Source organism: Enterococcus malodoratus (assembly GCF_027659535.1).
GTDB classification, from domain to species: domain Bacteria; phylum Bacillota; class Bacilli; order Lactobacillales; family Enterococcaceae; genus Enterococcus_A; species Enterococcus_A malodoratus.
The window spans coordinates 125,680-148,979 of sequence record NZ_JAQDPG010000011.1; the positions used below are offsets into that span (position 1 = coordinate 125,680).

Annotated in this window: 19 protein-coding genes; 15 read left to right on the forward strand and 4 right to left on the reverse strand. The window is 41.1% G+C overall.

The features are described 5' to 3' along the window. Positions 1 to 2: 2 nt before the first annotated feature. Entirely contained in the window at positions 3 to 1,325 is a 1,323-nt protein-coding gene (locus PGP85_RS17025; RefSeq protein ID WP_270328575.1) for a DUF1958 domain-containing protein, read from the forward strand. Positions 1,326 to 1,424: 99 nt separating this feature from the next. Here the strand turns inward: PGP85_RS17025 and PGP85_RS17030 are convergent, their stop codons facing one another. From PGP85_RS17030 to PGP85_RS17040, 3 genes are all read right to left on the reverse strand, one after another. Further along, on the reverse strand, positions 1,425 to 2,993 hold the full coding sequence (locus PGP85_RS17030; RefSeq protein WP_270328576.1) for an L-serine ammonia-lyase, iron-sulfur-dependent, subunit alpha: 1,569 nt from the start codon (positions 2,991 to 2,993) through the stop codon (positions 1,425 to 1,427). A gap of 12 nt (positions 2,994 to 3,005) precedes the next feature. After that, positions 3,006 to 3,218: a tautomerase family protein gene (locus PGP85_RS17035; RefSeq protein WP_090403693.1), complete on the reverse strand. Its 213-nt coding sequence runs from the start codon at positions 3,216 to 3,218 to the stop codon at positions 3,006 to 3,008. Between the two features lie 62 nt (positions 3,219 to 3,280). Then, complete coding sequence (locus tag PGP85_RS17040) at positions 3,281 to 4,267, reverse strand: ornithine cyclodeaminase family protein (RefSeq protein ID WP_270328577.1); 987 nt, start codon at positions 4,265 to 4,267, stop codon at positions 3,281 to 3,283. A 146-nt stretch (positions 4,268 to 4,413) separates the two neighbouring features. Here PGP85_RS17040 and PGP85_RS17045 point away from each other — a divergent pair, with 146 nt between their 5' ends. The 12 genes from PGP85_RS17045 (at position 4,414) to PGP85_RS17100 (ending at position 20,039) form a co-directional block, all read left to right on the forward strand. Continuing rightward, a complete protein-coding gene (locus tag PGP85_RS17045; RefSeq protein WP_270328578.1) occupies positions 4,414 to 5,340 on the forward strand; it encodes an FAD:protein FMN transferase in 927 nt (308 codons plus the stop codon). A 388-nt stretch (positions 5,341 to 5,728) separates the two neighbouring features. Further along, complete coding sequence (locus PGP85_RS17050; protein WP_270328579.1) at positions 5,729 to 6,208, forward strand: rhodanese-like domain-containing protein; 480 nt, start codon at positions 5,729 to 5,731, stop codon at positions 6,206 to 6,208. A 198-nt stretch (positions 6,209 to 6,406) separates the two neighbouring features. After that, positions 6,407 to 8,239, forward strand: coding sequence for a DUF4365 domain-containing protein (locus tag PGP85_RS17055; protein ID WP_270328580.1), 1,833 nt, complete (start codon positions 6,407 to 6,409; stop codon positions 8,237 to 8,239). A gap of 219 nt (positions 8,240 to 8,458) precedes the next feature. Then, complete coding sequence (locus tag PGP85_RS17060; RefSeq protein WP_270328581.1) at positions 8,459 to 11,539, forward strand: bifunctional metallophosphatase/5'-nucleotidase; 3,081 nt, start codon at positions 8,459 to 8,461, stop codon at positions 11,537 to 11,539. 351 nt (positions 11,540 to 11,890) lie between these two features. After that, on the forward strand, positions 11,891 to 12,703 hold the full coding sequence (locus tag PGP85_RS17065) for a MetQ/NlpA family ABC transporter substrate-binding protein (RefSeq protein WP_270328583.1): 813 nt from the start codon (positions 11,891 to 11,893) through the stop codon (positions 12,701 to 12,703). After that, positions 12,696 to 13,496 carry a DUF169 domain-containing protein gene (locus tag PGP85_RS17070; protein WP_270328585.1) on the forward strand — a complete coding sequence of 267 codons (801 nt, stop codon included), beginning with the start codon at positions 12,696 to 12,698 and terminating at the stop codon, positions 13,494 to 13,496. Before PGP85_RS17065 ends, PGP85_RS17070 begins: the two co-directional genes overlap by 8 nt. A gap of 11 nt (positions 13,497 to 13,507) precedes the next feature. Beyond that, positions 13,508 to 14,482 carry a methionine ABC transporter ATP-binding protein gene (locus tag PGP85_RS17075; protein ID WP_270328586.1) on the forward strand — a complete coding sequence of 325 codons (975 nt, stop codon included), beginning with the start codon at positions 13,508 to 13,510 and terminating at the stop codon, positions 14,480 to 14,482. Beyond that, positions 14,475 to 15,131: a methionine ABC transporter permease gene (locus PGP85_RS17080; protein WP_270328588.1), complete on the forward strand. Its 657-nt coding sequence runs from the start codon at positions 14,475 to 14,477 to the stop codon at positions 15,129 to 15,131. The genes PGP85_RS17075 and PGP85_RS17080 overlap by 8 nt, the downstream gene beginning before the upstream one ends. A 473-nt stretch (positions 15,132 to 15,604) precedes the next feature. Beyond that, the gene (locus PGP85_RS17085; RefSeq protein WP_270328589.1) at positions 15,605 to 16,801 is read left to right on the forward strand and encodes an MFS transporter; all 1,197 of its coding nucleotides are present in this window, start codon (positions 15,605 to 15,607) and stop codon (positions 16,799 to 16,801) included. Positions 16,802 to 16,975: 174 nt separating this feature from the next. After that, the gene (locus tag PGP85_RS17090) at positions 16,976 to 18,625 is read left to right on the forward strand and encodes a hypothetical protein (protein WP_270328590.1); all 1,650 of its coding nucleotides are present in this window, start codon (positions 16,976 to 16,978) and stop codon (positions 18,623 to 18,625) included. A gap of 60 nt (positions 18,626 to 18,685) precedes the next feature. Then, positions 18,686 to 18,952, forward strand: a complete 267-nt coding sequence (locus PGP85_RS17095) for a hypothetical protein (protein WP_010743099.1) — start codon at positions 18,686 to 18,688, stop codon at positions 18,950 to 18,952. A gap of 19 nt (positions 18,953 to 18,971) precedes the next feature. Beyond that, complete coding sequence (locus PGP85_RS17100) at positions 18,972 to 20,039, forward strand: hypothetical protein (RefSeq protein ID WP_270328591.1); 1,068 nt, start codon at positions 18,972 to 18,974, stop codon at positions 20,037 to 20,039. 35 nt (positions 20,040 to 20,074) lie between these two features. Here the strand turns inward: PGP85_RS17100 and PGP85_RS17105 are convergent, their stop codons facing one another. Next, positions 20,075 to 20,695, reverse strand: a complete 621-nt coding sequence (locus PGP85_RS17105) for a GyrI-like domain-containing protein (RefSeq protein WP_270328593.1) — start codon at positions 20,693 to 20,695, stop codon at positions 20,075 to 20,077. A 241-nt stretch (positions 20,696 to 20,936) separates the two neighbouring features. On the opposite strand from PGP85_RS17105, the gene PGP85_RS17110 reads away from it, so the two are divergent. Both PGP85_RS17110 and PGP85_RS17115 read left to right on the forward strand, forming a co-directional pair. Then, the gene (locus PGP85_RS17110) at positions 20,937 to 21,695 is read left to right on the forward strand and encodes a MurR/RpiR family transcriptional regulator (RefSeq protein ID WP_090403718.1); all 759 of its coding nucleotides are present in this window, start codon (positions 20,937 to 20,939) and stop codon (positions 21,693 to 21,695) included. Positions 21,696 to 21,929: 234 nt separating this feature from the next. Next, positions 21,930 to 23,285, forward strand: a complete 1,356-nt coding sequence (locus PGP85_RS17115) for a PTS sugar transporter subunit IIC (protein ID WP_090403720.1) — start codon at positions 21,930 to 21,932, stop codon at positions 23,283 to 23,285. The last annotated feature ends 15 nt before the right edge of the window (positions 23,286 to 23,300 follow it).

Here is a 23,300-nt window from a genome sequence, read left to right on the forward strand (position 1 = left end):
TTATGGAAATAACTAAAGCAGCAGGGTATACAGATGTTTTAGAGGTGAATAAGCCAAAAGCTTCTATCGTAATTGATGGGGCGAATGGTCAGATATTATGGGAAGAGAATTCTGAAGTAGTGAGGGAACCGGCGAGTATATCCAAAATGATGACCGTTTTTTTAGTATTTGATGCCATAAAAGAAGGCAAAATGAATTTGGATACTAAAATCACAGCGACTGAGAAAGACCAAGAAATCAGCCAATTGTATGCGATCAGCAATAATAAAATTGTGGCGGGTGTCGAGTATCCGTTAAGAGAATTACTAAAAATGGTTATTGTTCCATCATCGAATGTAGCGACGGTAATGTTGGCAAACACCGTTTCAAAGAATGATTCTGGTGAGTTCATCCGAAAAATGAATGAAAAAGCCAAAACAATCGGAATGAATAACACGGCTTTTTACAATTGTAGTGGTGCTTCCGCGGTAAGCTTTGAGGGACTTTATAGTCCAGCTGGTTTTGATCCTAATGGAAGCAACACGTCTACTGCCCGTGACTTGGCCACGATGGTCTTCTTTTTACTCAATGATCATCCCGAGGTATTAGAGTTTACGAGTCAAGCAAAGGTTACTGCCATGGAGGGCACCCCTTATGAAGAAACCTTTGAGACATACAATTATTCATTGCCTGGCGCAAAATACGGGTTTGAAGGAGTCGATGGTTTGAAGACCGGTTCTGGGCCTAGCAGTGCCTTCAATTATATTGCCACAGCCAAGCGGGGAGACACGCGATTGATTGAAGTAATCCTAGGTGTTGGAGACTGGTCGGATCAAGATGGTGAATATTATCGACATCCTTTTGGAAATGCATTGCTGAAAAAAACCTTTGATGAATACGAGCATCGTTTGCTTTTACCCAAAGGAGAACACGGCATAGAGGATAAAACGATTAAACTAGATCGAGACTTCTATGGTGTAGTGAAAAAGAATGAGAAACCAAAATTGACTATCCAAGGCAATCAGGTGATGTTAGCGAATAAAAACGAGCAGTTAACCGAGAAGATGCCTAAATTGTCACTAAATTATCAAGAAGCGAAGACAGATAAGGCAAAAAAAGAACAGCTGCCGGCTACAAGCAACTCATCTTCGGATCAAAAAAAGAATTATCTATTACCGGGTGTCCTTGCTGTTTTAGGATTACTGCTTTTACTTTTCCCAATCAAACGGAAACCAACAAGCAGAACGACAAGAAGTTCACGAAAAAAAGGACCGACAGTCTTTAGACTTGCAGGTGCTGCCTGTATTCTTGTAGCGCTACTTCTTTTAGCGATGACGTTTCTATAGCAACTCAGTTACTGCAATAAGACTCAATTTTTTAGACAACAAAACCAGAGTAACAGGTTAGACTGCTGCTCTGGTCTTATTTTTTTCAGCAAATTTAACTTAACAACAATCCAGCGGACAGCCTAAATGTTCGGCGATCGCTAGACCTGATTTTGTTTGAGCCAAGCCGGCATGACCGGTACAGCGTAATTCAGGTGGGATCATTCGACCCACTTTATTAAAGCTGTCGATCGTTTCATCCAATGGAATGACGACAGCGTAGCCCGCCAAGGACATGTTGGCAGCGCCTAGCGCATTCATACCGCACATCATATTTTTCCCAAGGCAAGGGACTTCCACGCGCACGCCGATCGGATCGCAAACCATTCCGAAAACGTTTTGCAGAGCCATCGATGCGGCATCCACGGCTTCTTCGATCGTACCGCCCATCAATTGAACAAGGGCACCCGCGGTCATACCCGAACCTGCCCCGCACTCCGCCTGACAACCAGCGACTTCTGCGGCAAAAGTCGCGTATTCGGCAATGAAAACACCAATCATTCCGGCCGCTAATAACCCACGTACCAAATCATCGTGAGATTTTTTCTGATAATCACCGACCGCGATCAATGTTCCCGGTAAAGCACCGCATGAACCCGCGGTGGGTGCGGCGACAAAGACCTGCATCGAACTTTTGACTTCCATTAAAGCAGAAATGTTTTCGATGATTTTTGCCGGTAGATCATCGCCAATCAATTTGTCTCGATTTGCTCGAATCTTCGGTGCTTGCGAACCTAACATTCGATCTTCGTAAGAGGTTCCCGCTAAACCGACCTTGATTCCATTAGACATGATCTCAAGAATCGCCTCAGCCTTTTGATACACTTCTTCTTCTGAAATACTGCCACGATGACTTTCGTAGCGCAGCGCCATATCAGCTAAATCTAAATCTTCTTTTTTTGCCAAAGCAATCATTTCCTCAGCCGTTGAAAAGAGCATCTTTGGTTCCTTTTGCGACATGATCGGTAAGACAGGATCAAAAGCGATGAAACGATCGACCGTCATTTGCTGATTCAGCCAAGCGATTTCATTTTCAGGAATAATCAGCTGCGTTTTGAGGTGCAGCAGCGTTTTTTCAGACTGTTCATTGATGGCAACGGAACAGAATTTACTGATCTTTTCTGCGAAGTCTGCTTCCGTTAAATTCAACGCCTCACCAAAGAGCAGCGTTTCATAAAAGCCGCCAGTAACTTCAACTGCAAAATGATTGATCTCAGTGATCTCGATCATTCCGCCGCCGACAGAAAGAGCGACTACAGCTAATTCTTCCCCTAAATCCGTTTTAATCGTCATTTTATAGGTGTTGGGGTGCTCATTTTCATAAGGGATGATCCGGAAAATAATCTCCATACCACCGTCTTCGGCAATTTCAATCGCGTTGGTGAGCCGACTATCCGTGGGGTCCATGCCTAGTAATCCGCCGACTAAGCCAATATCGGAACATTGCGTGATATAACTTGCCGCTAAAGAACCCGATGGATCGAAATCCGCTTGAAAATATGTGATTTTCCCGGCGACCATTTGACGTAAGGCGCGACCGATTCGGACAGAAGCAGCAGTATGAGAGCTTGAAGGACCGATCATTACCGGTCCTAAAACATCATTAAAAATACTTGCGTGTTCTTTCATCCACGGCCTCCTTTAGAAATCCGCTTCGATATAAATATCTTCACCCGCGATTTCATCATTGATCACGTCATCCCATTTTTCCTTTTCGATTTCTTTAAAAGAAACAGACACGACATTTGGTTCGCAGCCTAATTCCTTCACGACTAGATCCTGCAATTTTTCGGCAAAATCCTGTTTTACCTCTTTCGTGCGACCTGGATATAATCTAACTGATAAATGTGGCATGGTTTATTCCTCCTATATATTTTATTTTTTGAAGTCTTTTGCTGTAAAGAATCGGAACTTGTTTAACACCATTCTGTTCCAATTTTTTCTTCTAGAGCCCGTTCATAGATTTTTTGAGCGGTGACTAAATCTTGTGCCCCGATTCCGACGGTCTTGAAGACGATGATCTCTTCGTCATTTTCTCTGCCGCCAATTTTTTCCATTAATACCTCACCAATGTCACCAGTGAAATCGTCTTTGGTGATGGTGCCGTCTTCCAATGGAATCAAAATATCGCCTGCTTCGGAAAGAACGGCTTCTTCTGAATCAAAATAAATTTTGCTTGCCCGTTCCAAAACAACCGGGTCCATTTCTTGCATGTGCGGCTGATATGAGCCAACACAGCTGACAGTCGCACCAGCTTTAACTTTACTGCCGTCAAAAACAGGGGAGGTAGCCGGAGTCACAGTAACGATCAAGTCGGCATCTCCGATGGCTTCATCAGAAGTTGCGGCTGGTAAAATTTCTGTTCCGTAAGCCTTCAATTCTTCACTCATTTGCTCCGAAAATTCTTTCGTCCGTTCTGGATTTTGATCGAAAACATAAACGGTCTCCAAATCGCGTGCGCAAATCATCGCTTCTAATTGCGTCGCGGCTTGTCCGCCTGTTCCGATCAAAGCGCCTTTCTTAGCGTCCTTTCGACCTAAGACATCAAAGGCAACTCCTGAAGCAGCCCCCGTTCGGAATTGTGTAACGGTCACGCCGTCTAATAAAGCGTTGACGTAACCGGTCTTGCCATCAACTAATAGCACTTGAGCCGGAGCAGATGACAAGCCCTTATCAATATTGTCAGGAAAAATATTGATGATTTTTAATGCCGCCGCATCCAAATCAGGTACATAAGAAGGCATGAATAGAAATGTCCCATTTTGTTTTTCTGATACGATTTGCGTGCGCAAAGGCACATCTGTTTTGTCCTCACTGAATAATTGGAAGGCAACCTTGTCTGCCTCGATGGCGTCCTTCATAGTAAAAACTTGTTTGATATTGTCCCGAGATAAAAGTAGCATAAAATCCCCCTTTACAAATTTTCTTTCACACCTAGAAGTATAAGCGATTACATTGCTGGTTTCAAAACAATTCCAGAAATTCTTCTTTTGTTCTGTCCACGATTCCATTAAGCTAGAGAATAGAAGAATAAGGAAGGAACACGAGTATGAATGAAAAGACACTGCATTTGATGGGAACGGTCATTAAGCTTTGGGTTGAGCATCCAAAATCAGAAGAATTATTGATCAGTGCAGAAGAACGTTTACGCGATTTTGAGCAGCGCTTCAGCGCCAACGTAGATGACTCCGAGTTAATGAAGATCAATCATCAAGCAGGGAAGGTGCCGGTTAAGGTGGACGAAGAGCTTTTTGAGCTGATTAAAATTGGAAAGGAACAAAGTCTGGTATCAGATAGCGCGTTGAATATTGCCATCGGTCCCTTGATTCAAGAGTGGCGGGTCGGCTTCAAAGACGCGAAATATCCCTCACCAGAAAAAATCCACGAGCTGCTTGCTATTATTAATCCAGCTTTGATCCAATTAAATGAAGCGAAACAGATGGTCTATTTGGAGCGTGCAGGTATGGCGTTGGATTTGGGCGCGCTAGCCAAGGGCTACTTTGCTGATAAAATCATTGCTGAATTTAAAGCTGCTGGAGCAGCCGCGGCGTTTATTGATCTTGGCGGAAATGTGCTGACTTATGGATCAGCACCGCAACGAGCCGAAGGACGCTGGCGAATCGGGATTCAAAATCCTTTCTTGCCACGAGGAAATTATGTCGCTGTCGTAAAGGCGCAAAATGAATCGGTAGTGACATCAGGCATCTATGAACGCAAATTCGAGTGGCAAGGGCAAAGCTATCATCACATCTTTGACAGCCAGACCGGCTATCCTATCCAAAATGATTTGGCCAGCTTGACGATCGTGTCTAAAAAATCATTAGCTGGCGAGATTTGGACCACACGCTTATTTGGGAAAAATGCCCATGAGGTTCTGGCTGAATTGAATCAGCATGAAGGCATCGATGGAATCGTCATTACGACGGATCAGCAAATGGCATATAGCGATGGACTAAAGAATCGAATCGAGTTCTAAGCAGCAAGACATAAAAGTGATTTTATGTCTTTTTTTAAAATAAATATCGTTATTTCATTCAATTTTTTTACTTGATATTAAAGATTTTGCAACAATGAAAAATCTTCCCTTTTGTTATTGAAAAAGCAATTTCCTTTCTATATACTTTGATTTGAGAGAGCCCTTACATTCTGACGTGGAGGTGAAAGATTTGTCAAAACGACTATGACTATGAGGTGAAAGTATACTTAGAGTCTCTAAGCGAGTGTATTTAACAATCTTTCCCTCGAAATATATGTGATTAAAAACACAAATAGATGCTTTTTTGCAGGGAATTTTTTGACGGATGGAGAGTTAAAGCTCATCAAGTGATCCCAACAAAAAATTGAATGAAAGAAGGATTTAAGAAATGAAAAAAAGAGTAAGCGGATTATTAATTATCGCTTTAGCGGTGTTTGCGGTAGTATTGACAGGGTGCCAAAAAGAGGATGCTAAAGAAGACCGTGCAGAGGCCGATATCGATTGGCAGATGATCAAGCCGGCAGATATGAAAAAGGTTCTTGAAACCGATGATTCAACGGACTATCAAATCATCGATATCCAACCAGAAGCTGAGTTTGACAAAGGCCATATGCCAAATTCAATCAGTGTGCCAGCTTATCCGGTCGACACTGAAAAATTAGAAAAGCTAGTCGTTGATAATGTTGATCAATTCAAAGAAGGCGACAAACCGATCTATGTTGTTTGTCCTGGCGGCGGTGGCGGTGCCAAACGCACCATCTCGCTAATGATCGACGAAGGTGTGGATGAATCTCGTTTGTTCATCGTTGAAAATGGCGCGAAGAAATGGCCGTATAAAGATGATAATAAACTTTGGGTAACAGAATAAATATAAAAATAATGCAAACCTCCTCTTAACCAAGAGGAGGTTTTTCGTTTATTATCTATTATTAATGTAGTTATATTTATTTTTAACAACTATAAAATATACTATTTTATCATTATAAATAGTCCTGGACCATTTACTTAAGTTGCGAAAAATGTTATTTTTGTTAATGGAAATGATTAAGTGAGAGGTGGGACATCGTTGGTTGTAGAAATGGAAACGATACAAGAAATGGAAAATAAAACGGAATCGTTATTAAACACATTTTTATCAAGGAACTGTACTGTAAACAAAATGCACGATGATTTTGGGATCGATCTTTCGTGTACGGTTACTTCGGGGGAAGTAGCTAATGGAAGAGAATTTTTTGTTCAATACAAAGGAGTAGAAAAAATTGCTGAGGACGATGATTATGTGTCCCTGCAAATGAATCCAGCGATGGTTCGTCTTTGGTTCAAAAAAAGATATGTAACTTTTCTATTTTACGTTGATCCAGAAGAGGAAGATATTTATTGGGTAGATCCCTTTGAGCAACTTTTTGAGAAGATCAAAGAAATTTCTGAAGATAAAGAATCGATCGTGATCAAACTGCCTAAAACGAACCTGTTACATGAAAAATCGGAAGATCTGCCAACAGACTTTATGGAGCACATGAAACGCTTTGATAACCATTTATTTAATGGTGCCTTAGATCGAATCAGCCAGGATATCGCCACTTTTTCTGAAATTGAGTATTTTTCAGAGGAGCTGCTGATTGAAGAAGCGGAAAAATCAATTAGTATCAACTATAAAAACGTTCGTCTAACGGCATCCTATCCAATGGATAATCTGGCTTCGCGTGAGGCGAGCTGTTCGATCCAATTCAGCAGATATGCAAAGAAACCCGATGCGGAGATACGTTTAACACATAAAGAATTATTGGATTTATTTTATTTTGGCAAAGAAACAGACGCCAAGCTGGGAATGCGGAAGTTTATCAAATTGTACTTAGAAGAAATCGATCAATACTTTGCGGATTTCGGCAATAGTATCGCTTATTTGTATCAAGATGAAGTGGATGAGCTGTGTGTGGTTATCGATACATTCATCAAAAATTATGTAGGAAAAATCACTCGCTTCATGAAAGAGCTGGAGTCATTTGCCTTTGAACCTTATCGCGGAAGTCATAGCCGTTTTAAATTGATGCAGCTTGAGGTAGAACTTTGGGAGACGATTCGCGAGCACGTCCAGAAGTATCAGCTGAGCAACGGCTCCTTTGAAGAGGGGTATATTTTTATTCCTTTTGAGGACAATAACCGAATCGGTATCGAGGATGAGCAGGGGAAAGAGCTTTTCAATGTGTACGGCAGTTACGAGCAGTCAAGTTATGACTCGGAGAAATTAGTCGTAGATGTCATCTGGGAATATCTCGATGATTGTGAAAATAAACCAGAACAGCCGTATAGTGTTGTGGATACGTATTCCTTCTTTATCAATGATCTGCTGCCTAAATTCCTCACGAATGAATTTACAGTCAGGAAAAAAAGACTTTTTGGAACGAAGCTGATAAAAGTGTATAAAACGTTGACCAAAGAAGAAATCGAGAAAAAAATCTTTGTACCGAAATATAAACTTACGCAGTATCCCAATAGCAACAGTGAACTAGCCAGTACCTTTTATTATTTGGCTGAATATATGAAAGAAAAAGATTTCTATTTGGTCAACTATGCTTCATTTGAACAGTTGCTACTGAATTTCGATCGGTTAGTTCAAGCCGAACTGTCGATCGACGGTAATTCCGCAAAAGCCTGGTACCAAAACAAGAAAAATATTTTACTTGAGGATTTAGCACAAATGAAACAAGAACAGAAAAATGAAACGCTCAGTGAAGGCTATTTTCTAGCCAATATATTTAGCAGACTCCAAGCGATCGTTCAACAATACAAAGGCTCCTTCGATGGAAAAAGGATTCGTGAAAGTGAACTGCTCAAAGATTTTTCTGACTTGATCGTTGATTATAACGAAGAACGGTTGATTAAGTTATTGGTTAGTTAGCATGACAATACTTATGAATGGCCCAACTTTAAGAAACGGATTTTTCGTTGTATTTAAAATAAATCTAAGATATTATCAATCTTCTTAGGTTTATTTTTTTGCTCATTTTTATCGTATCGACAAGAAATAATAAGAAAATTCGAAAAAAGTTTGAATATTTCGTGAAGAATTGTTAACATCTCTATTGTAAGCGTTTTAATATTAAAGGAGATGAATTCTTTGAGGAAGCCGAATCTAATTAGAAGTGCTGTAACATTACTTACCGTTTTAGGTTTTACTTTGCCGTCTGGGTTAGCGGCAGCAGAAACGATTAATAGCGAAATAAATAGTACGATAAGCAGTCAAGTTAGTGATACAACAGATAGTACCGCCACTAGTGAGATGAATAGTGAGGTCGATAGTCAGTCATCAGATTCTGCTTTATCGACTGAATCGACGGCTGAAAGGCGTTCATCTCCAGAAAAAGCAGCGAAAAGTTCAACGACTGTTCCAATTCAGATGTTGGGAATCAATGATTTTCATGGTGCGTTGAGTACGACAGGAAGCTATTATGGTGCGAATGGAGCAAAAGTGTCTGGCGCTGGAACGGCAGCATTATTGGCTGGATATTTTAGCCAGGCCGAATCAACTTTCAAACAAAAGAACAGTACTGGAAAAACGTTGCGAGTACAAGCAGGTGATATGGTTGGGGCAAGTCCGGCAAATTCTGGCTTGTTGCAAGATCAACCGACGATGCGAATTTTGAATCAAATGAAGTTTGATGTTGGAACTTTAGGAAATCATGAGTTTGATGAGGGATTAGGAGAATTCAATCGGATCTTGACCGGAACTAAACCAGATCCAACTTCTGATTTTTATCAGATCGTGAAGGATTACAATAATGATTATACTCAAGATCAATTAAAGGGCGGATTCGATTTAGTCATCGCCAATGTTCGTGATAAGAATACGGGAGATATCCCATATGGTTGGAAACCATATACTATTAAAAATGTGGGCACGACTTCTGAGCCAATCAAGATTGGCTACATTGGAGTAGTTACTACTGAAATCCCAAATCTGGTTTTAGCTAAATACCATGAGGATTATAATTTTACTGATCCAGCTGATGAAATTGTAAAATATTCAAAAGAGTTAGTTAATCAAGGTGTTAATGCGATCGTTGTACTTGGTCATACGCCATCAGTGCAAGGCGCTGGCGAAAGTGTGAGTGGTGAGACGGCTGATATTATGACGAAGGTCAATCAAGCAGATCCTAATAATAGTGTGGATGCCTTTTTTGCAGGACATAATCATGTATATACAAACGGTGTAGTCGGTAATACGCGGATCGTACAATCCACTTCACAAGGAAAAGGATACATTGATTTGCAGGGAGAATACGACACAGCAACCAATGATTTTGTCGCGACACCGAAAGCAACAGTTAATCCAGTTGATCCAAATGGCGGTGTTACTCCCGATGCGACAGTAAAAGGGATTGTTGACGATGCTGATACTCGTGTTAAGGATGTAACGGATGAAAAAATCGGAACAGCGGATAAAGCGGAAGATATCACACGTACAGTCAATGAACTGGGTGAGTCGCCAGTCGGAAATCTTGTGACAGATGCACAAGTCTACATGGCGAAGAAAAATGGCGAAGACGTTGATTTTGCTATGACGAATAATGGTGGCATTCGTGATGATTTGAAAGTGAAGGATGATTCGTCAATTACTTGGGGGGCGGCTCAAGCCGTTCAACCGTTTGGAAATATCATGCAGATTGTAGAAATGACCGGACAACAAATTGAGAATGTTTTGAATCAGCAAAGTGATAAATACTTCCTTCAGGTTTCTGGATTGAAATATACAGTTGAGAAAAATGGCACATCTTCTGTGGTCAAGGAAATCAAAAAGGCTGACGGTACACCACTCGAGGCGAATAAAACGTACAAGCTGATCATCAATGATTTCTTATATGGTGGCGGAGATGGTTTCTCCGAATTTACGAATGCGAACCTGACAGGTGCCTTAGATCCTGATACTGAAACATTCATTGGCTACATCAAGGATTTAGAAGCGAATGGCAAGAAAGTTTCGGCAAAAATTGAAGGCCGTAAAACCTTGGCCCCAGTTGATCCGGCGGTAGAAGAAACAAAAAAAATTAAAGCAGAGACAAAATTGGATAACTATCGCGAAGGAGACCAGCATCTAACAGGAAAAACTATTCCAAATGCTACAGTAACAATCACTTCCGTTAAAACGCGTGCGCTGGCTCAAACGAAAGCTGATAAAGATGGAAAAATCAGTCTTGCTGTAGATCAGTTAGGTTTGAATGAAGGTCAGGAGATCACCGTGAGTATCGAAGGGGACAACGGTGGTAAAGCAGAATTTCCAGTGACCGTATTGCCAATGGAAACAACTAGCACAACTAGTTCGACAAGCGATACAACGACGGATACGACAACCAGCACGACTAGTACGACTAGTGATACAACAACAGATACGACAGGTTCAACGACAGAACCATCAGAAGATTCAGCGGAAATAAAACTGATTAAAGAAAAAACTAAACTAGACAAAATTTATGAAGGTGACCAATATCTGACTGGAATAACGATCCCGAATGCGACAATTGAGGTTGCTGTTCCAGAAGTGAAATCAGCTGAAGCTGCGGTACCTGCACCAATGGCGAAAGTTGCTGCGCAGGCTGCTGAGGAGCCGAAAAAATCTGATGCAGAAGGTAAGTTCAAAATTGATGTTCAAAACTTGAAGCTGCAGGCAGGTCAAGAAGTTGTTGTCAGCGTCACTGGACCAAATGGTGGGAATGCTAGTTTCCGGACGCCAGTTTTAGCAAAAGCAGGGACTGACCCAGCTGCGGATGAGGAAACAGCGCGTATCAAAAAAGAAACTACATTAAATGATATACACGAAGGCGACACGACATTCACGGGTAAGACGATCGCGAATGCAACGATCGATTTATCAGTTGTTCAGAGTGGAAAATTTGCACTTGGTAAATCGGATGGAAAAGGCAATATCATTCTTGATATAGCTGAATTGGCGTTGAAGAAGGATCAAAAGATTACGATTACGATCACTGGAGTAAATGGTGGTGCGTACGTATTTGAGAAAACAGTTCTAGAAAGGAAAATTATTTCCAGTGTGAACAACGGGACATCCAACAGCACTCATTGGATCGAAAATGCTTTTGGAAAGATTTATCCGAATACTGGTGAAGGGAAACAGCCGATCTTTGTTGTATTGGGAATGGTCGTTCTAAGCGCCAGCGGTTTGATTTACTTTAAGAGGAAATAAGTGAGAGTTTGCCGAGTCCGTTTTTGGATTCGGCTTTTTTAGTATTTATTCTTTTTTTGTGAGAATTATTGTGAAGCGTTTCTCTTTTCGCTATACTCTTAATGATAACGCTTTTAATATTTAGGGGGGTGGCAAGTTTGTTTATTTATCGACGGTGAGTTTGAGTGAAGTGTGGGCTTAGAGTTACTAAGTCAATGAGTAAGCAAAATTTCCCTCCTTTCTTTGGTACGTGATTCTTTACGTTTATTTTTGCTGGATCGGGGGAGCATACAGTTTTGTATGTTTCTTTTTTGTGCGCTCGAACACATACGATTTATTAGTACAAAAATTTATGTAAAAGGGAGAATGAAGATGAAGAAATTAAAAGTTGGATTTGCAGTATTAGCGGCGGTTTTAGTATTAGGAGCTTGTGGCTCGAAGAAAGAAGACGCGACAGCTAAGGATGAGAAGAAAGAAATTAAGATCGCCTGTAATCAAGTGTCGGAGAATTCACTTAAGGCGGCAAAAGCATCCATGGAAGCGGAAGGCTATAAACCAGAATTTGTGGTCTTTTCAAATAATATTGAAGCATTGCAAGCCGTTCAAGATGGCAATGTCGATGCATCATTTGCACAACATGAGCCCTTCGTAAAATCTTTCAATGAGCAAAAGGGCGGCGATTTGGCAATGATGAAGCCGCATGTTTATTACACAGGGATTGGCTTATATTCGACAAAACATGACAAGGTTGATCAATTACCTGATGGCGCGCAAATTGCTATTATGAATGATGCGATGAACCGGGATAATTCTTTATTGATGATGCAGGATGCCGGTTTGATCAAATTAAGTGATGAGAAGAAATCTGGTTTTACAGCATTGGATATCGTTGAGAATCCGAAAAACTTCAAATTTGTTGAGATCGAACAAGCACAAACGGTTCGCAGTTTGGAAGATCTAGATGCAGCGACGTGCTTCTTTACATTTATGTTTAACTCTGGTGAAAACTACAAGGATTATTTGATTCGTGATCAGCACGCCAAAGATTTCCCAATCAGCCTGATTGTGAAGGATAAAAACAAGGATACGGACTGGGCGAAAGCAATCAACAGCTCATTCACTACGAAAGAGAGCAAAAAAGGAATCAACGATCACTTCAAAGGGGTGTTCACTTTCTATGAGTAATTTTCAAGAGCTAGATCGGCGATTGAATTATTTATTGGAATTGAAACGCAAGGTCGTGGGAATTAGTTTTTTACGAAGCAAAGAGGATTTTGAAGCCTACGATGCACCAGCGACCGAAAAATTAGTTCCTTATTGCCGTTCGGTTCAGCAAGCAACAGAAGGTGTCAGTGTGAAATTATCGATCGATAACTTTGGTTGTCCGGCGTCTGCGGTGGCTTTGGGCTTGATCGAAAACGACGAATACAGCGCTAGCGGACAAAAGCATGCCAAGATGGGTGTCTATAAAGACATCGAAGTGAGTAAAGCAATCGCGGATGACATGGTTTACTGTCGTGAATCTTCTTATGGAATCGCTGTTGATCCGATCGAAGCGTGGCAAAGTGCGCCCGATGTCATTTTGATCATCACGACTCCTTTTAATGCGATGCGTATTTTGCAGGGCAATGCTTATTTCAATGGGCAGGCGAAAAATATCAAGATGACCGGGATGCAGGCGATTTGTCAGGAAGGAACGTCTTATCCCTATGAGACCGGCTTGATCAACATTTCGATGATGTGTTCTGGAACGCGGTATGTCGCGCGCTGGAAGGACGAAGAATTGTGTGTCGGTGTTCCTTATGAAAAATTCGAGACGATGATCGAAGGCTTAGAAGAAACCTTGAACCCGATGGAATTATTAGAAAAGAAACGCAAAATCATCAAAAAAACCGCAGAAGACGATGCACCGGATTTTTATGATGTGCGTAAGCGAGAAAATTATTTTAGAGGCGCATATCAAGGCGTCAAACGTTAGGTGTTGAGCAGATGGAAATAGTCATCGATCAAGTCAATAAAAGTTATGGTGAACAAATTATTTTAGAAGATATTTCTCTGACGATCCCCGCCGGTTCTATCATGGGGATCTTAGGAGTCAGCGGTGCTGGAAAATCAACCTTGCTGCGCTGTATCAACGGCTTAGAAAAAGGGCAATCGGGCAGTATCAAAATCGGTACACAAGCTTTGGAAGAATTATCAGAAAAACAGTTGCGTGAAGTAAAGAAAAAGATCGGAATGATCTTTCAGGGAAATTCCTTGATCGAACAAAAAACGATATTTAAGAATGTGGCACTGCCGCTAGAATGCAGCGGGTATTCTAAAGAAGACATTAAAGCACGAGTGGATGAACTGTTGAAAGAAGTTGGGATCGCGGATAAAGCACAGATGAAGCCGCGGCAATTATCTGGTGGACAGAAACAGCGGGCAGCGATCGCGCGGGCATTGACCATGAGTCCCGAGATTTTATTGTGTGATGAAGCGACTTCGGCACTAGACCCAAATATAACGAACGGCATTTTGGATTTGCTGCTGAAATTGAATCAAAAAATGGGATTAACGATCGTAGTCGTGACTCATCAGATGGAAGTGGTGAAAAAGATTTGTGATCGCGTCGCCATTCTACAGAGTGGAAAAATCGTAGAAAAAAATACCGTTCAGCAAGTCTTCTTCAATGATTCTGAAGTGCTGAAAACAATCACCGGTGAGCAGCAGACAGGCTTTGGCAAACTAAAGGCAGGTCATCGTTTGGTGAAACTATTTACGCAACTGGATAAAGATGTCTTGGCTTTGTTGCGGCAAGCAGGTATAGAAACACCTCATCTGTTGAAGGCAGCGACAGAACAATTCAAAAATGAAACAATTTCTACTTTGCTCTTGTCAATCCCAGACGAGGATGTCGAGAAATTGACGCGACTCGCCGATCAGGGTCACTTTAATTGCCAGGAGGTGAAGGTCGGTGAGTAATTCAGTTTTGATCACGCAAGTGTTGCTGCCGAACTTAGTCAGTACATTGATCATGGTACTGGTCTCTTCATTGATTGCGACGATCATTGGTTTTGCCTTGGCGGTCGTATTAGTGATCACCAATAAAAAGGGTCTGGCGCCTAATTTGAACATTTATCGCTTACTGGATTTTGTCGTGAATATCATTCGATCATTTCCCTTTATCATTTTAATGGTAGCATTGATGCCTTTTACTCGTTCAATAGTAGGAACAACGATCGGCACTTCGGCGGCAATCGTACCGTTGACCTTTGCGATGACACCATATGTGGCACGGTTGTTTGAAAATAATTTATTGGAGATCAATCCCTATACGTTGGATGCGGCGAAATCGATCGGCGCGACGCATATGCAGATCATCTTCAAGGTGATGCTGGTAGAAGCTTTTCCTAGTATGATCTCAAGTCTGACTTTAGCAGTCATCTCAGTGCTGGGGTATACCGCGATGGCGGGAACAGTCGGTGCAGGTGGACTAGGTGCTGTAGCGATCACATACGGGTATCAAAATTTTGATAATACGATCATGTATAGCACCGTTGTCCTATTGATCGTCTTCGTGCAAGTCGTTCAATGGATTGGCAATATCTGTTATAAAAAAGCGAAAAATTAATATCGATCAGAGCGTAAGTCAACTTATGCTCTGATTTTGCGAGTTCTGCTTTTAGCAGTTCTTTAAGTTGAACGGATTGATTCACGATAACTCAACCATGCATAGTAAACCCTGTATAGCAGAATCGTATGCGAAGCGACAAAAAAAGATTTTTCCGGTCTTTGGAAAAATCATTCAGCTAAACTGAGCTAGCTGCGAGTTCAGTTTTAGCAGTTTGTCGGGGCAAACGGAGTATTTTAGGATCATTCGCCCCATACTTAGCGAACCCTGTATAGCAGAATCGTATGCGAAGCGAAAATAAAAAGATTTTTCCGATCTTTGGAAAAATACTTCAGCAAAAAAAAGCTAGCTGCGAGTTCTGTTTTTATAGTTTTCCGGTCTAAATTAAGTCCGCCGCGACTATTTTCAAGATTCGTCTGAATTCAACAATTTTATCAGGTATAATGAGTGAACGATAATTTTGGGGAGGGACTATGGAGACAAATCATATCAAGTTGAATCTACAATATATCAGTATGCAGATTCCTTATTGGATGGGATTTTCGGTGTTGGGCGGCTTTACCTCTGTTTTCTTATTGTCTCGTGATTTTTCAAATGGGCAGATCGGGATGATCTTATCATTGGCGAATTTACTCGCCGCAGTGTGCCAGCCATTCTTAGCATCCTTTGCTGATCGGATGGTCCGAGTTCGTTTGTCCCAGCTAGCGGCGGGAATGGCATTGCTGCTGGTACTGTTTTCGGGGATTTTGCTGGCGCTGCCGAAAGCTTTTCTGATCGTAGCGGTCATTTATGTTTTGCTTTATGCGAGTTTAGTACTTCTGCAGCCGATGACGATTTCGATCGGAACCTTTTTTATTAGCCGCGGCTATGGGCTAAATTTCGGTGTGGCACGTGGACTGGGGTCACTGGCCTTTGCTGGAGCTGCTTCGGTAACTGGCGTATTGATCGAACGATTTTCACCAACGATCATCTTGTATTTATTGATTGGAATTTTCTTGCTATTCGCGGTGATGGCACTGCTTATCGATACGCGAAAACAAGGTGGAAAGTATTCTGAATCATTGTTGACGGAGCATCATCGTGAAGGGTCGTTGGAAGAGCCGATTGGTTTAATTGAATTCACTAAAAAGTATAAGCGCTTTATATTTCTATTGTTCGGTGTGTCTTTATTGTTTGTGTATCATACGATCATCAACAGTTATATGTTTCAGATCATGCAGCCTTTGGGTGGGACGGCCGCGAATGCGGGGAGTTCCTTATCGATCGCTGCGTTGAGTGAATTGCCGACGATGTTTTTGTTTACTTGGGTTTTGCGGCGATTTAAAATTCATTCGCTGATGCGAGTGGCGGCCTTTTTCTTCTCAGTCAAGGCAGTATTGATTCTCTTTGCGGGAAGTATTTTTCTAATTAATGTCGCGCAAAGTTTACAGATGGTCGGTTTTGCGATGCACACGATGGCGTCGGTCTATTATACGAATCAAATCATTCCACAAAAAGATTTGATTAAAGGTCAAACCTTGATGGCAACAGCCAACACGATTGGCGGAATCATTGGCGCTTTTGTCGGTGGTCAAATGCTGAGTTTCTTATCCGTTTCGGCGATGCTTATGATCGGTACGCTGATTTCGCTGGTTGGAACAGTGATTGTTTGGCTCTCGGTAGAAAAATAAAAGTATAAGGAACGTCTATTTTCATCATGAAAATAGGCGTTTTATTTCGTTTATTTTTTTAAATAGGATAGAGTGAAGTTTGTACTAATTAACTAAGTTAGCCGTAGTCATCTTATACAGAGGGCAATACGGTACGCAAAAATTTACTCATTAGTATGAACAAGGAGGTCGTTTATGAAACGCAATCGCTATTATCTGATCATTTTTTTGATCGCCGGACTCTTTGTCGCTCCGCAGATTTGGACACAGAATATGATTTTGGGCGCCGACGCTGTCTTTCACTACAATCGTTTTTATGAGACTGCGGAACAACTCAAAACAGGCAATTTCAGTTACTTTATTTCGATCTTTGGTTTTCAACAGTCAGGACGAATCGTCAATGCGGTATACGGACCGTTGTTTTCTTATTTGCAGGGTGGACTAGTTTTACTGGCCGGCAGCTGGTTCCGTTATCAAGTGTTGTCGAATTTTTTGGTTTATCTATTTGCCGGGTGCTCATTGTTCAAATTATTGACCTACGGTAAGATCAAAGAAAACACGGCGCTGTTTTCGGCAATTATTTTTATGACAACATACAGTATCAACTATTGGATATTGAATCAAGGGTTTACTAGCTGGGGAACGAGTCTTTTACCATTGTGCTTGATTCCGCTGGTCGATCTGAAAAATCGCCATTTTCCTTTCGTGAAAATTGCCTTAAGTGTCGCGCTGATGACCCAAATTCACATGTTGACGGCAGTGATGCTGGGCCTAATCTATGTTCCGTTTTTTATTGCTTATGCGCGAAATCGTTGGGGAACGGCTCTGATCGAGTTAGCGAAAGCAATCGGTTTGTACGGTTGCCTGTCGATCAATGTTTGGGTCAGTTTATTTTTGATCAATTCTGGAGATCAATTGAAGATGCCGTTTACCAATCCACAAATGAGTGAAAAGGCGATTGATTTGGGCGGGGCATATTGGCTGCATTATCCTGAAATTTTACGCTTGATAGTAATTGTCGGCTTTCTTTTTTGTCTCGTATATTGGCATAGTGTCCAACGATTTACAAAACAGTTGCTGATATTTAGTGGTCTCTTTTTATTCCTTTCAACGAGCATCATTCCTTGGGATTGGTTAGTGGCTCATCAGGTACCGCTGGTTTCACTGATCCAATTTCCATTTCGCTTTTTCGCACCATTTACGATATTGTTTCTTTTTTTCTTTGCTTCAATGGTCAATGATTTGCCAAGCAAGAGGTTCCTTCCTATTGTTTTAGCCTTATTTAGTGTGATCAGTATCGGGCAGAACTGGCAGATCCTTTCGCATGATCTGAACCGTTGGGATAAGGAATCTTTAACAAGTAAACACACCTTTGTCCGCGTCTCTGAAAAAGAGGCGAGAGAAAGTTTTTATGATACAGATATGGAACAAGCGTTAAAAGCTGTAGAAAAGTCGAGTCCAGACTATCTGCCAATTTATCACAACGATAAGAAGAACAAATATGTCAGCTATGAAAAACAAATTCTCGCAGATCAAACAAAATTTTCTAAGACTGTAAAAAACAATCAGTTGGAGATTTCGTGGCAGGCAGAGAAAACCGATAATATTCAATTGCCAGTGATTGTCTATCAAAATACGAAAATAGTTGAAGGCGATCGAGAAATCACGCCAGTTTCGCTTTCTAACATTGGCGTCCCAACAATTAAACAGCACGTCGGTAAAAATACTGTTCGTGTTCGTTATGATCCGCCAAAATACGTAGGGATGATTTTTACTCTATGTGGTCTAAGTTGGTTAACGACATTGCTATGGTGTGCTTATCGATTTTTCATAAAGCTAGGTTAACTTTGGTAATCTAACAAACTATCGGGTAAAATACAAAAAAGAAGCGAGGAGTGAAGCATAATGACTAACTATAACAATGAAAAAGAACCCCGTTTGCGCGGTTCTATGGCACCAAAAACCGACGATGATGTCGCTTTAGCAGGGACAAATTCTAGCGAGACAGAAAACAAGCCGGAAGCATTAGCCGGCAGTAATTCTGGCGAACCGAAAGAAGTCGCGCGCTCAGGCTCGAACGCGGTAGAGGAAGAAGAACCGCATGCTTCATTTAAAGACGAAGCGAAAAAGATTATTAAAGAGCTCGAAGATAAATTTGATTCGAAGAAATAAGCTGTGAAAGAGTTAATCCATGGATAATTATTTAGAGATTTATGAACACTGGTATCCACGAAGCTATGGCTTGAATGATTATCCGACAGAATGTCATGTGACGTATTCGGGAGCAGAGCGCAAAGCCCTATTTGAGAAACTAACGGAACCTCAGCAAGCGCTGGTCAATCAGCAAAGAAAATACGAAGTCCGCTCGCTGTTTTTACAAAAGCAGTATTTACAGACATCGGATTGGGAATTTGTCGCGTTGAATATTGATGACGAATTTGAACGTGGAGTTCACAGTCAATTGAAATGTGCTTGCGGACGTCCGTTGAAATACCAATTTGTGATCGAATCAAAGCTCAAGCAGCAGGAGATTCGCTTAGGTATCCGGCATTTCAAGGATCATTTAGGGATCTCACAGCAAGTGGCAGAAGAGATCAAAAAAGGTGTCGCTCATGTGGATTTGGCCTTAGATGAATTATTGTGGTTGACGGAAAAAGGCATTCCGTTTCCGGAAGATTTGTGGCAACGTTATGTATTTGCTTACTATCGTAATAATACGCTGCGCCGCCCGCTTTCTCTGAATCAGAGATTAGGCGAACGAGTGGTTCGTTTTCGTGAAGCGAAGATGCCGCTGTTTATTGGCGATTATCTAAGTGTTGTGACGGAGATCAATCAACTCGATCGGGAAGTGTTCGATCGGCAGGAGAAAAATTTCTTAGCTGATAAAAAGGTTTTTGAAGCCTATTTGGAGGATTTTCAACAAGACATTCAAGCTCCTATTTACTTGGAACGGAAGTTTTGGGGACGTAAGCTGACTGATTTTATTCAGTTAGAGCGTTACGGTACGGAGACCTATGAAGAGGCGAAAGAACGTTACTTTGATGATTTGCTGTCCTTTTTACTCGTGTTGAAAGAGCCAACTAAAGTCGCCCGAAAAATCCACAGCTTTGAACTTTTTCATCAAAAGAAATATGGAGACGCAGAGTTAATCCGCTTCATCATTGAAAAATATCAGCACTATCAATTTACGCAGAATTTTTTTCTCGCAATCCCAAAAGTTTATCGCGTGGGAATTCGAAAAGCAATTCAGCGCAAATAGAAGAAATAAAAAAATCCGACCTCGTGTCGGATTTTTTATTTGAGCTTATAACGCAAGACAGTTTTCTGTTTAGCGGAATCGACTTTGCGCGGATCGGAAAGATAGATTTCCCGATGGATAAAGTCACCCATGGTAGTTGTTTTATGAAGGTTGTTTTCCTTCATAAATTCATGCATTTTTGTAAAGGATGCGGGCTCGTCATCGTAAGAACCAAGATGGATCATTTGTACGGCACGTCCTTCTTCGTATTCAATAAACTCTGCTTCCTTGATATACGAATTCTGTTTTTTCTTGAATGTCGGTTCAACGACGGCCAAGAAATCTTCTTTTGTGAGGCGGTCAGTTTGGCGGATCATGATCCGATAAATCAGTTCATCCTTATTCACTGGACCATCGCCGGGATCTGTCTCAGAAGTCCAAACACCTTCCAAAGGATAGACGGTGTACTCAAATGGTTCGCCTAATTCCCCTTTTTTTAATTTCATTCGCAACGCATACGACAATGCATAAAGCGCAGCGACTTGCTCACCAAATAAGTCGCTATTCGGATTTCCATGTCCAGTTAGACAAATAAACTTATACTTGGGAATTGTTTGAATCTCAATTTTTTTTGGTAAATAGAATTGTTTTTCTTCTTTGCGCCATTCATATTTCATCGGTTTGATCTCCTGCCATTTTTTTTAGAGCATCCAATCCATCGGTATTGGCTTGAATTATTGATCTTAGATATTGTTTTTGATTAATGTATCGAATGATGTTAATGCGCTATTTCAACTATTATAGATAGTTTACGTGATTTCATTAAATAACGCAAAAAACGATCAATAGACTGTGTAATTTTTGGGTTTTATGGGATAATAAATAAACAGAGATCTTATTATTAGGAGTTGAAATCAGGTGTTCGATTCGCAAAAAGTAAAAGAACTAAATGAGTTGGAATTGATCGTCTATACTTTTATCGTAGAAAATATGGATCGTGTAGGCGGTATGACGATCCGTGATCTTTCTGAAAGCTGCCATGTATCTACTTCGACCATTTTACGTTGTTTAAACAAACTGGGTTACTCTGGTTTTACAGAATTCAAATATGCCCTAAAAGAAAATTTGTCCCGCGAAGGGCAGTCTTTCGAAGCCTTTTACGACGCGAACGTGCATGTGGATGCTTTTTTGAAAAAGGTCAATAATGAAAGTTACCATACTGTCATAGATCCGGCGATCGATCTGATTATGGACAGCAAGCATTTGGTTTTTTCAGGAATTGGAACCAGTGGAACTTTAGGGACATATGGTGCCCGCTATTTTTCAAATCTACAATTCAACGCCTACGCGATAACAGACCCGTTCATTCCTGTGCCAACACGAGGATTGGACACTACCTTGGTGATCGCTCTATCCGTTTCTGGTGAAACAGTCGAAATCATTAAGCAAATAGAGGATTTTAAACGCTACGGTGCAAAAATATTGAGTGTCACCAACGATCAGCATTCGACTATTGCGCAAATGGCGGATTTCAATATCTCCTATTATATGCCAGAAGTCACAGGACCTGACCCGACAGAAGAATTTATCAACCTTACGACGCAAGTTCCAGTCATCGCACTTTTGGAAATTCTGGCCCACCAAGCCTATCAACGGGAAAAAGATGCAAAAGACTAGCTATTGATTTAGCTATTTAATAAAACGAATCGAATTTAAAAAAAAATATATTTAGCAAGAGAATAATCCAGCTGTCTAATAAACAGCTAGATTGTTTTTTTTATTGGAACATGTTTCTTGCTGTTCCAGAAGTATTCCATTCAGGGAAGTCATCCCTTATGATAAAACTGTAAACGGATACAAACAATGCGATGGCCATCGCTGCATAAAACTATCTTTTAAGGAGAATCATTTATGAATAACTTTATTAATGAGAAATTATTGCCCCCTATTTTAAAATTTGTAAATACTAAAGCGATTACTGCTCTGCGTAATGGGATGCTGTACACCATGCCTTTTACCATTATTGGTTCTGTTTTCTTACTTTTAGCGAATTTTCCGATCCCGGCTGTTTCTGATTGGGTCACCAGCAGTGGTTTAGCGGTTTATTTTAATGAAGCTTTCGGTGCATCATTTGGTATTATGTCAATTTTTGCGGTAATGGGTATTGCTAATTCTTATGTAAAGGAAGAAGGCTTCGAAGGTTTACCAGCTGGAATGATCGCGTTAGTAATCTTCTTACTTACACAACATTCAAGCGCTACGAATGCAGAAACAAATGCGGTCGTGACCAATGTCATTGATAAGACTTGGACAGGTGGTCAAGGTATGATCAGTGCCATCATCGTTGGGCTATTCGTTGGTTGGGCCTATTCTTGGTTCTTGAAACGTGATATTCGGATCAAATTGCCAGAACAAGTACCAGCAAACGTCGCGAACTCATTTACTGCGTTGATTCCAGCGGCAGTAATAACAACAGTGGCATTAGTTGTCTATGTAATCTTTGATAAAGTGTTCAATACAACGGTTGTAGAAGCCATTTATAAATTGATTCAAACACCGATGCAAGGGGTTACAGATACCTTCGGCGGCGCTATGATGTTAGGCTTCTTGGTACCATTCTTATGGTTTTTCGGGGTTCACGGTTCGACATTGGTCGGCGGAATCATGGGACCAATCTTGACAGCGAATTCATTAGAAAATACAGCAATCTTGAACTCAGGCAAAGAATTGACCATCGCTAATGGCGGTCACATCGTAACACAACAATTTTTAGACCAATTCATGACAGTCACAGGGGCTGGTATGACGATCGGGATCGTGATGTTCATGGTGATGTTCGCCCGTTCCGCACAGTTTAAGCAATTGGGACGTTTAGCATTATTACCGGCAGTTTTCAATATCAATGAGCCGATTCTGTTTGCTACACCGATCGTAATGAATCCGATCATGGCATTGCCGTTTATCTTAACGCCAATGGTTTCTGGTGTGATCACTTACTTTGCACTGTATTCCGGACTTGTTCCATTGTTTACTGCGGTCGTTGTTCCTTGGACAACACCGCCAATCATTTCAGGATTCTTAGTCGGTGGTGTAAGAACAGCGCTATTACAGGCAGTTGTACTAGTTATCGGATTCTTCATTTACCTGCCATTTGTTCGTAAAGTGGATTCATTGAACTATTTGCAAGAGCAAGGTGAAAGTATGGAACAAATCGAAAAAGATTTAGCAAACGAAAATAATAAAGCCGAAGGAAATGCAACGGCTTAGTTGAAGAGGTAAAGC

Bases quoted from the DNA above. Each gene is read 5' to 3' on its own strand.
- PGP85_RS17025 (WP_270328575.1), top strand. From the start codon at position 3: ATGGAAATAACTAAAGCAGCAGGGTATACAGATGTTTTAGAGGTGAAT.
- PGP85_RS17030 (WP_270328576.1), bottom strand. From the start codon at position 2,993: ATGAAAGAACACGCAAGTATTTTTAATGATGTTTTAGGACCGGTAATG.
- PGP85_RS17035 (WP_090403693.1), bottom strand. From the start codon at position 3,218: ATGCCACATTTATCAGTTAGATTATATCCAGGTCGCACGAAAGAGGTA.
- PGP85_RS17040 (WP_270328577.1), bottom strand. From the start codon at position 4,267: ATGCTACTTTTATCTCGGGACAATATCAAACAAGTTTTTACTATGAAG.
- PGP85_RS17045 (WP_270328578.1), top strand. From the start codon at position 4,414: ATGAATGAAAAGACACTGCATTTGATGGGAACGGTCATTAAGCTTTGG.
- PGP85_RS17050 (WP_270328579.1), top strand. From the start codon at position 5,729: ATGAAAAAAAGAGTAAGCGGATTATTAATTATCGCTTTAGCGGTGTTT.
- PGP85_RS17065 (WP_270328583.1), top strand. From the start codon at position 11,891: ATGAAGAAATTAAAAGTTGGATTTGCAGTATTAGCGGCGGTTTTAGTA.
- PGP85_RS17070 (WP_270328585.1), top strand. From the start codon at position 12,696: ATGAGTAATTTTCAAGAGCTAGATCGGCGATTGAATTATTTATTGGAA.
- PGP85_RS17075 (WP_270328586.1), top strand. From the start codon at position 13,508: ATGGAAATAGTCATCGATCAAGTCAATAAAAGTTATGGTGAACAAATT.
- PGP85_RS17085 (WP_270328589.1), top strand. From the start codon at position 15,605: ATGGAGACAAATCATATCAAGTTGAATCTACAATATATCAGTATGCAG.
- PGP85_RS17090 (WP_270328590.1), top strand. From the start codon at position 16,976: ATGAAACGCAATCGCTATTATCTGATCATTTTTTTGATCGCCGGACTC.
- PGP85_RS17095 (WP_010743099.1), top strand. From the start codon at position 18,686: ATGACTAACTATAACAATGAAAAAGAACCCCGTTTGCGCGGTTCTATG.
- PGP85_RS17100 (WP_270328591.1), top strand. From the start codon at position 18,972: ATGGATAATTATTTAGAGATTTATGAACACTGGTATCCACGAAGCTAT.
- PGP85_RS17105 (WP_270328593.1), bottom strand. From the start codon at position 20,695: ATGAAATATGAATGGCGCAAAGAAGAAAAACAATTCTATTTACCAAAA.
- PGP85_RS17115 (WP_090403720.1), top strand. From the start codon at position 21,930: ATGAATAACTTTATTAATGAGAAATTATTGCCCCCTATTTTAAAATTT.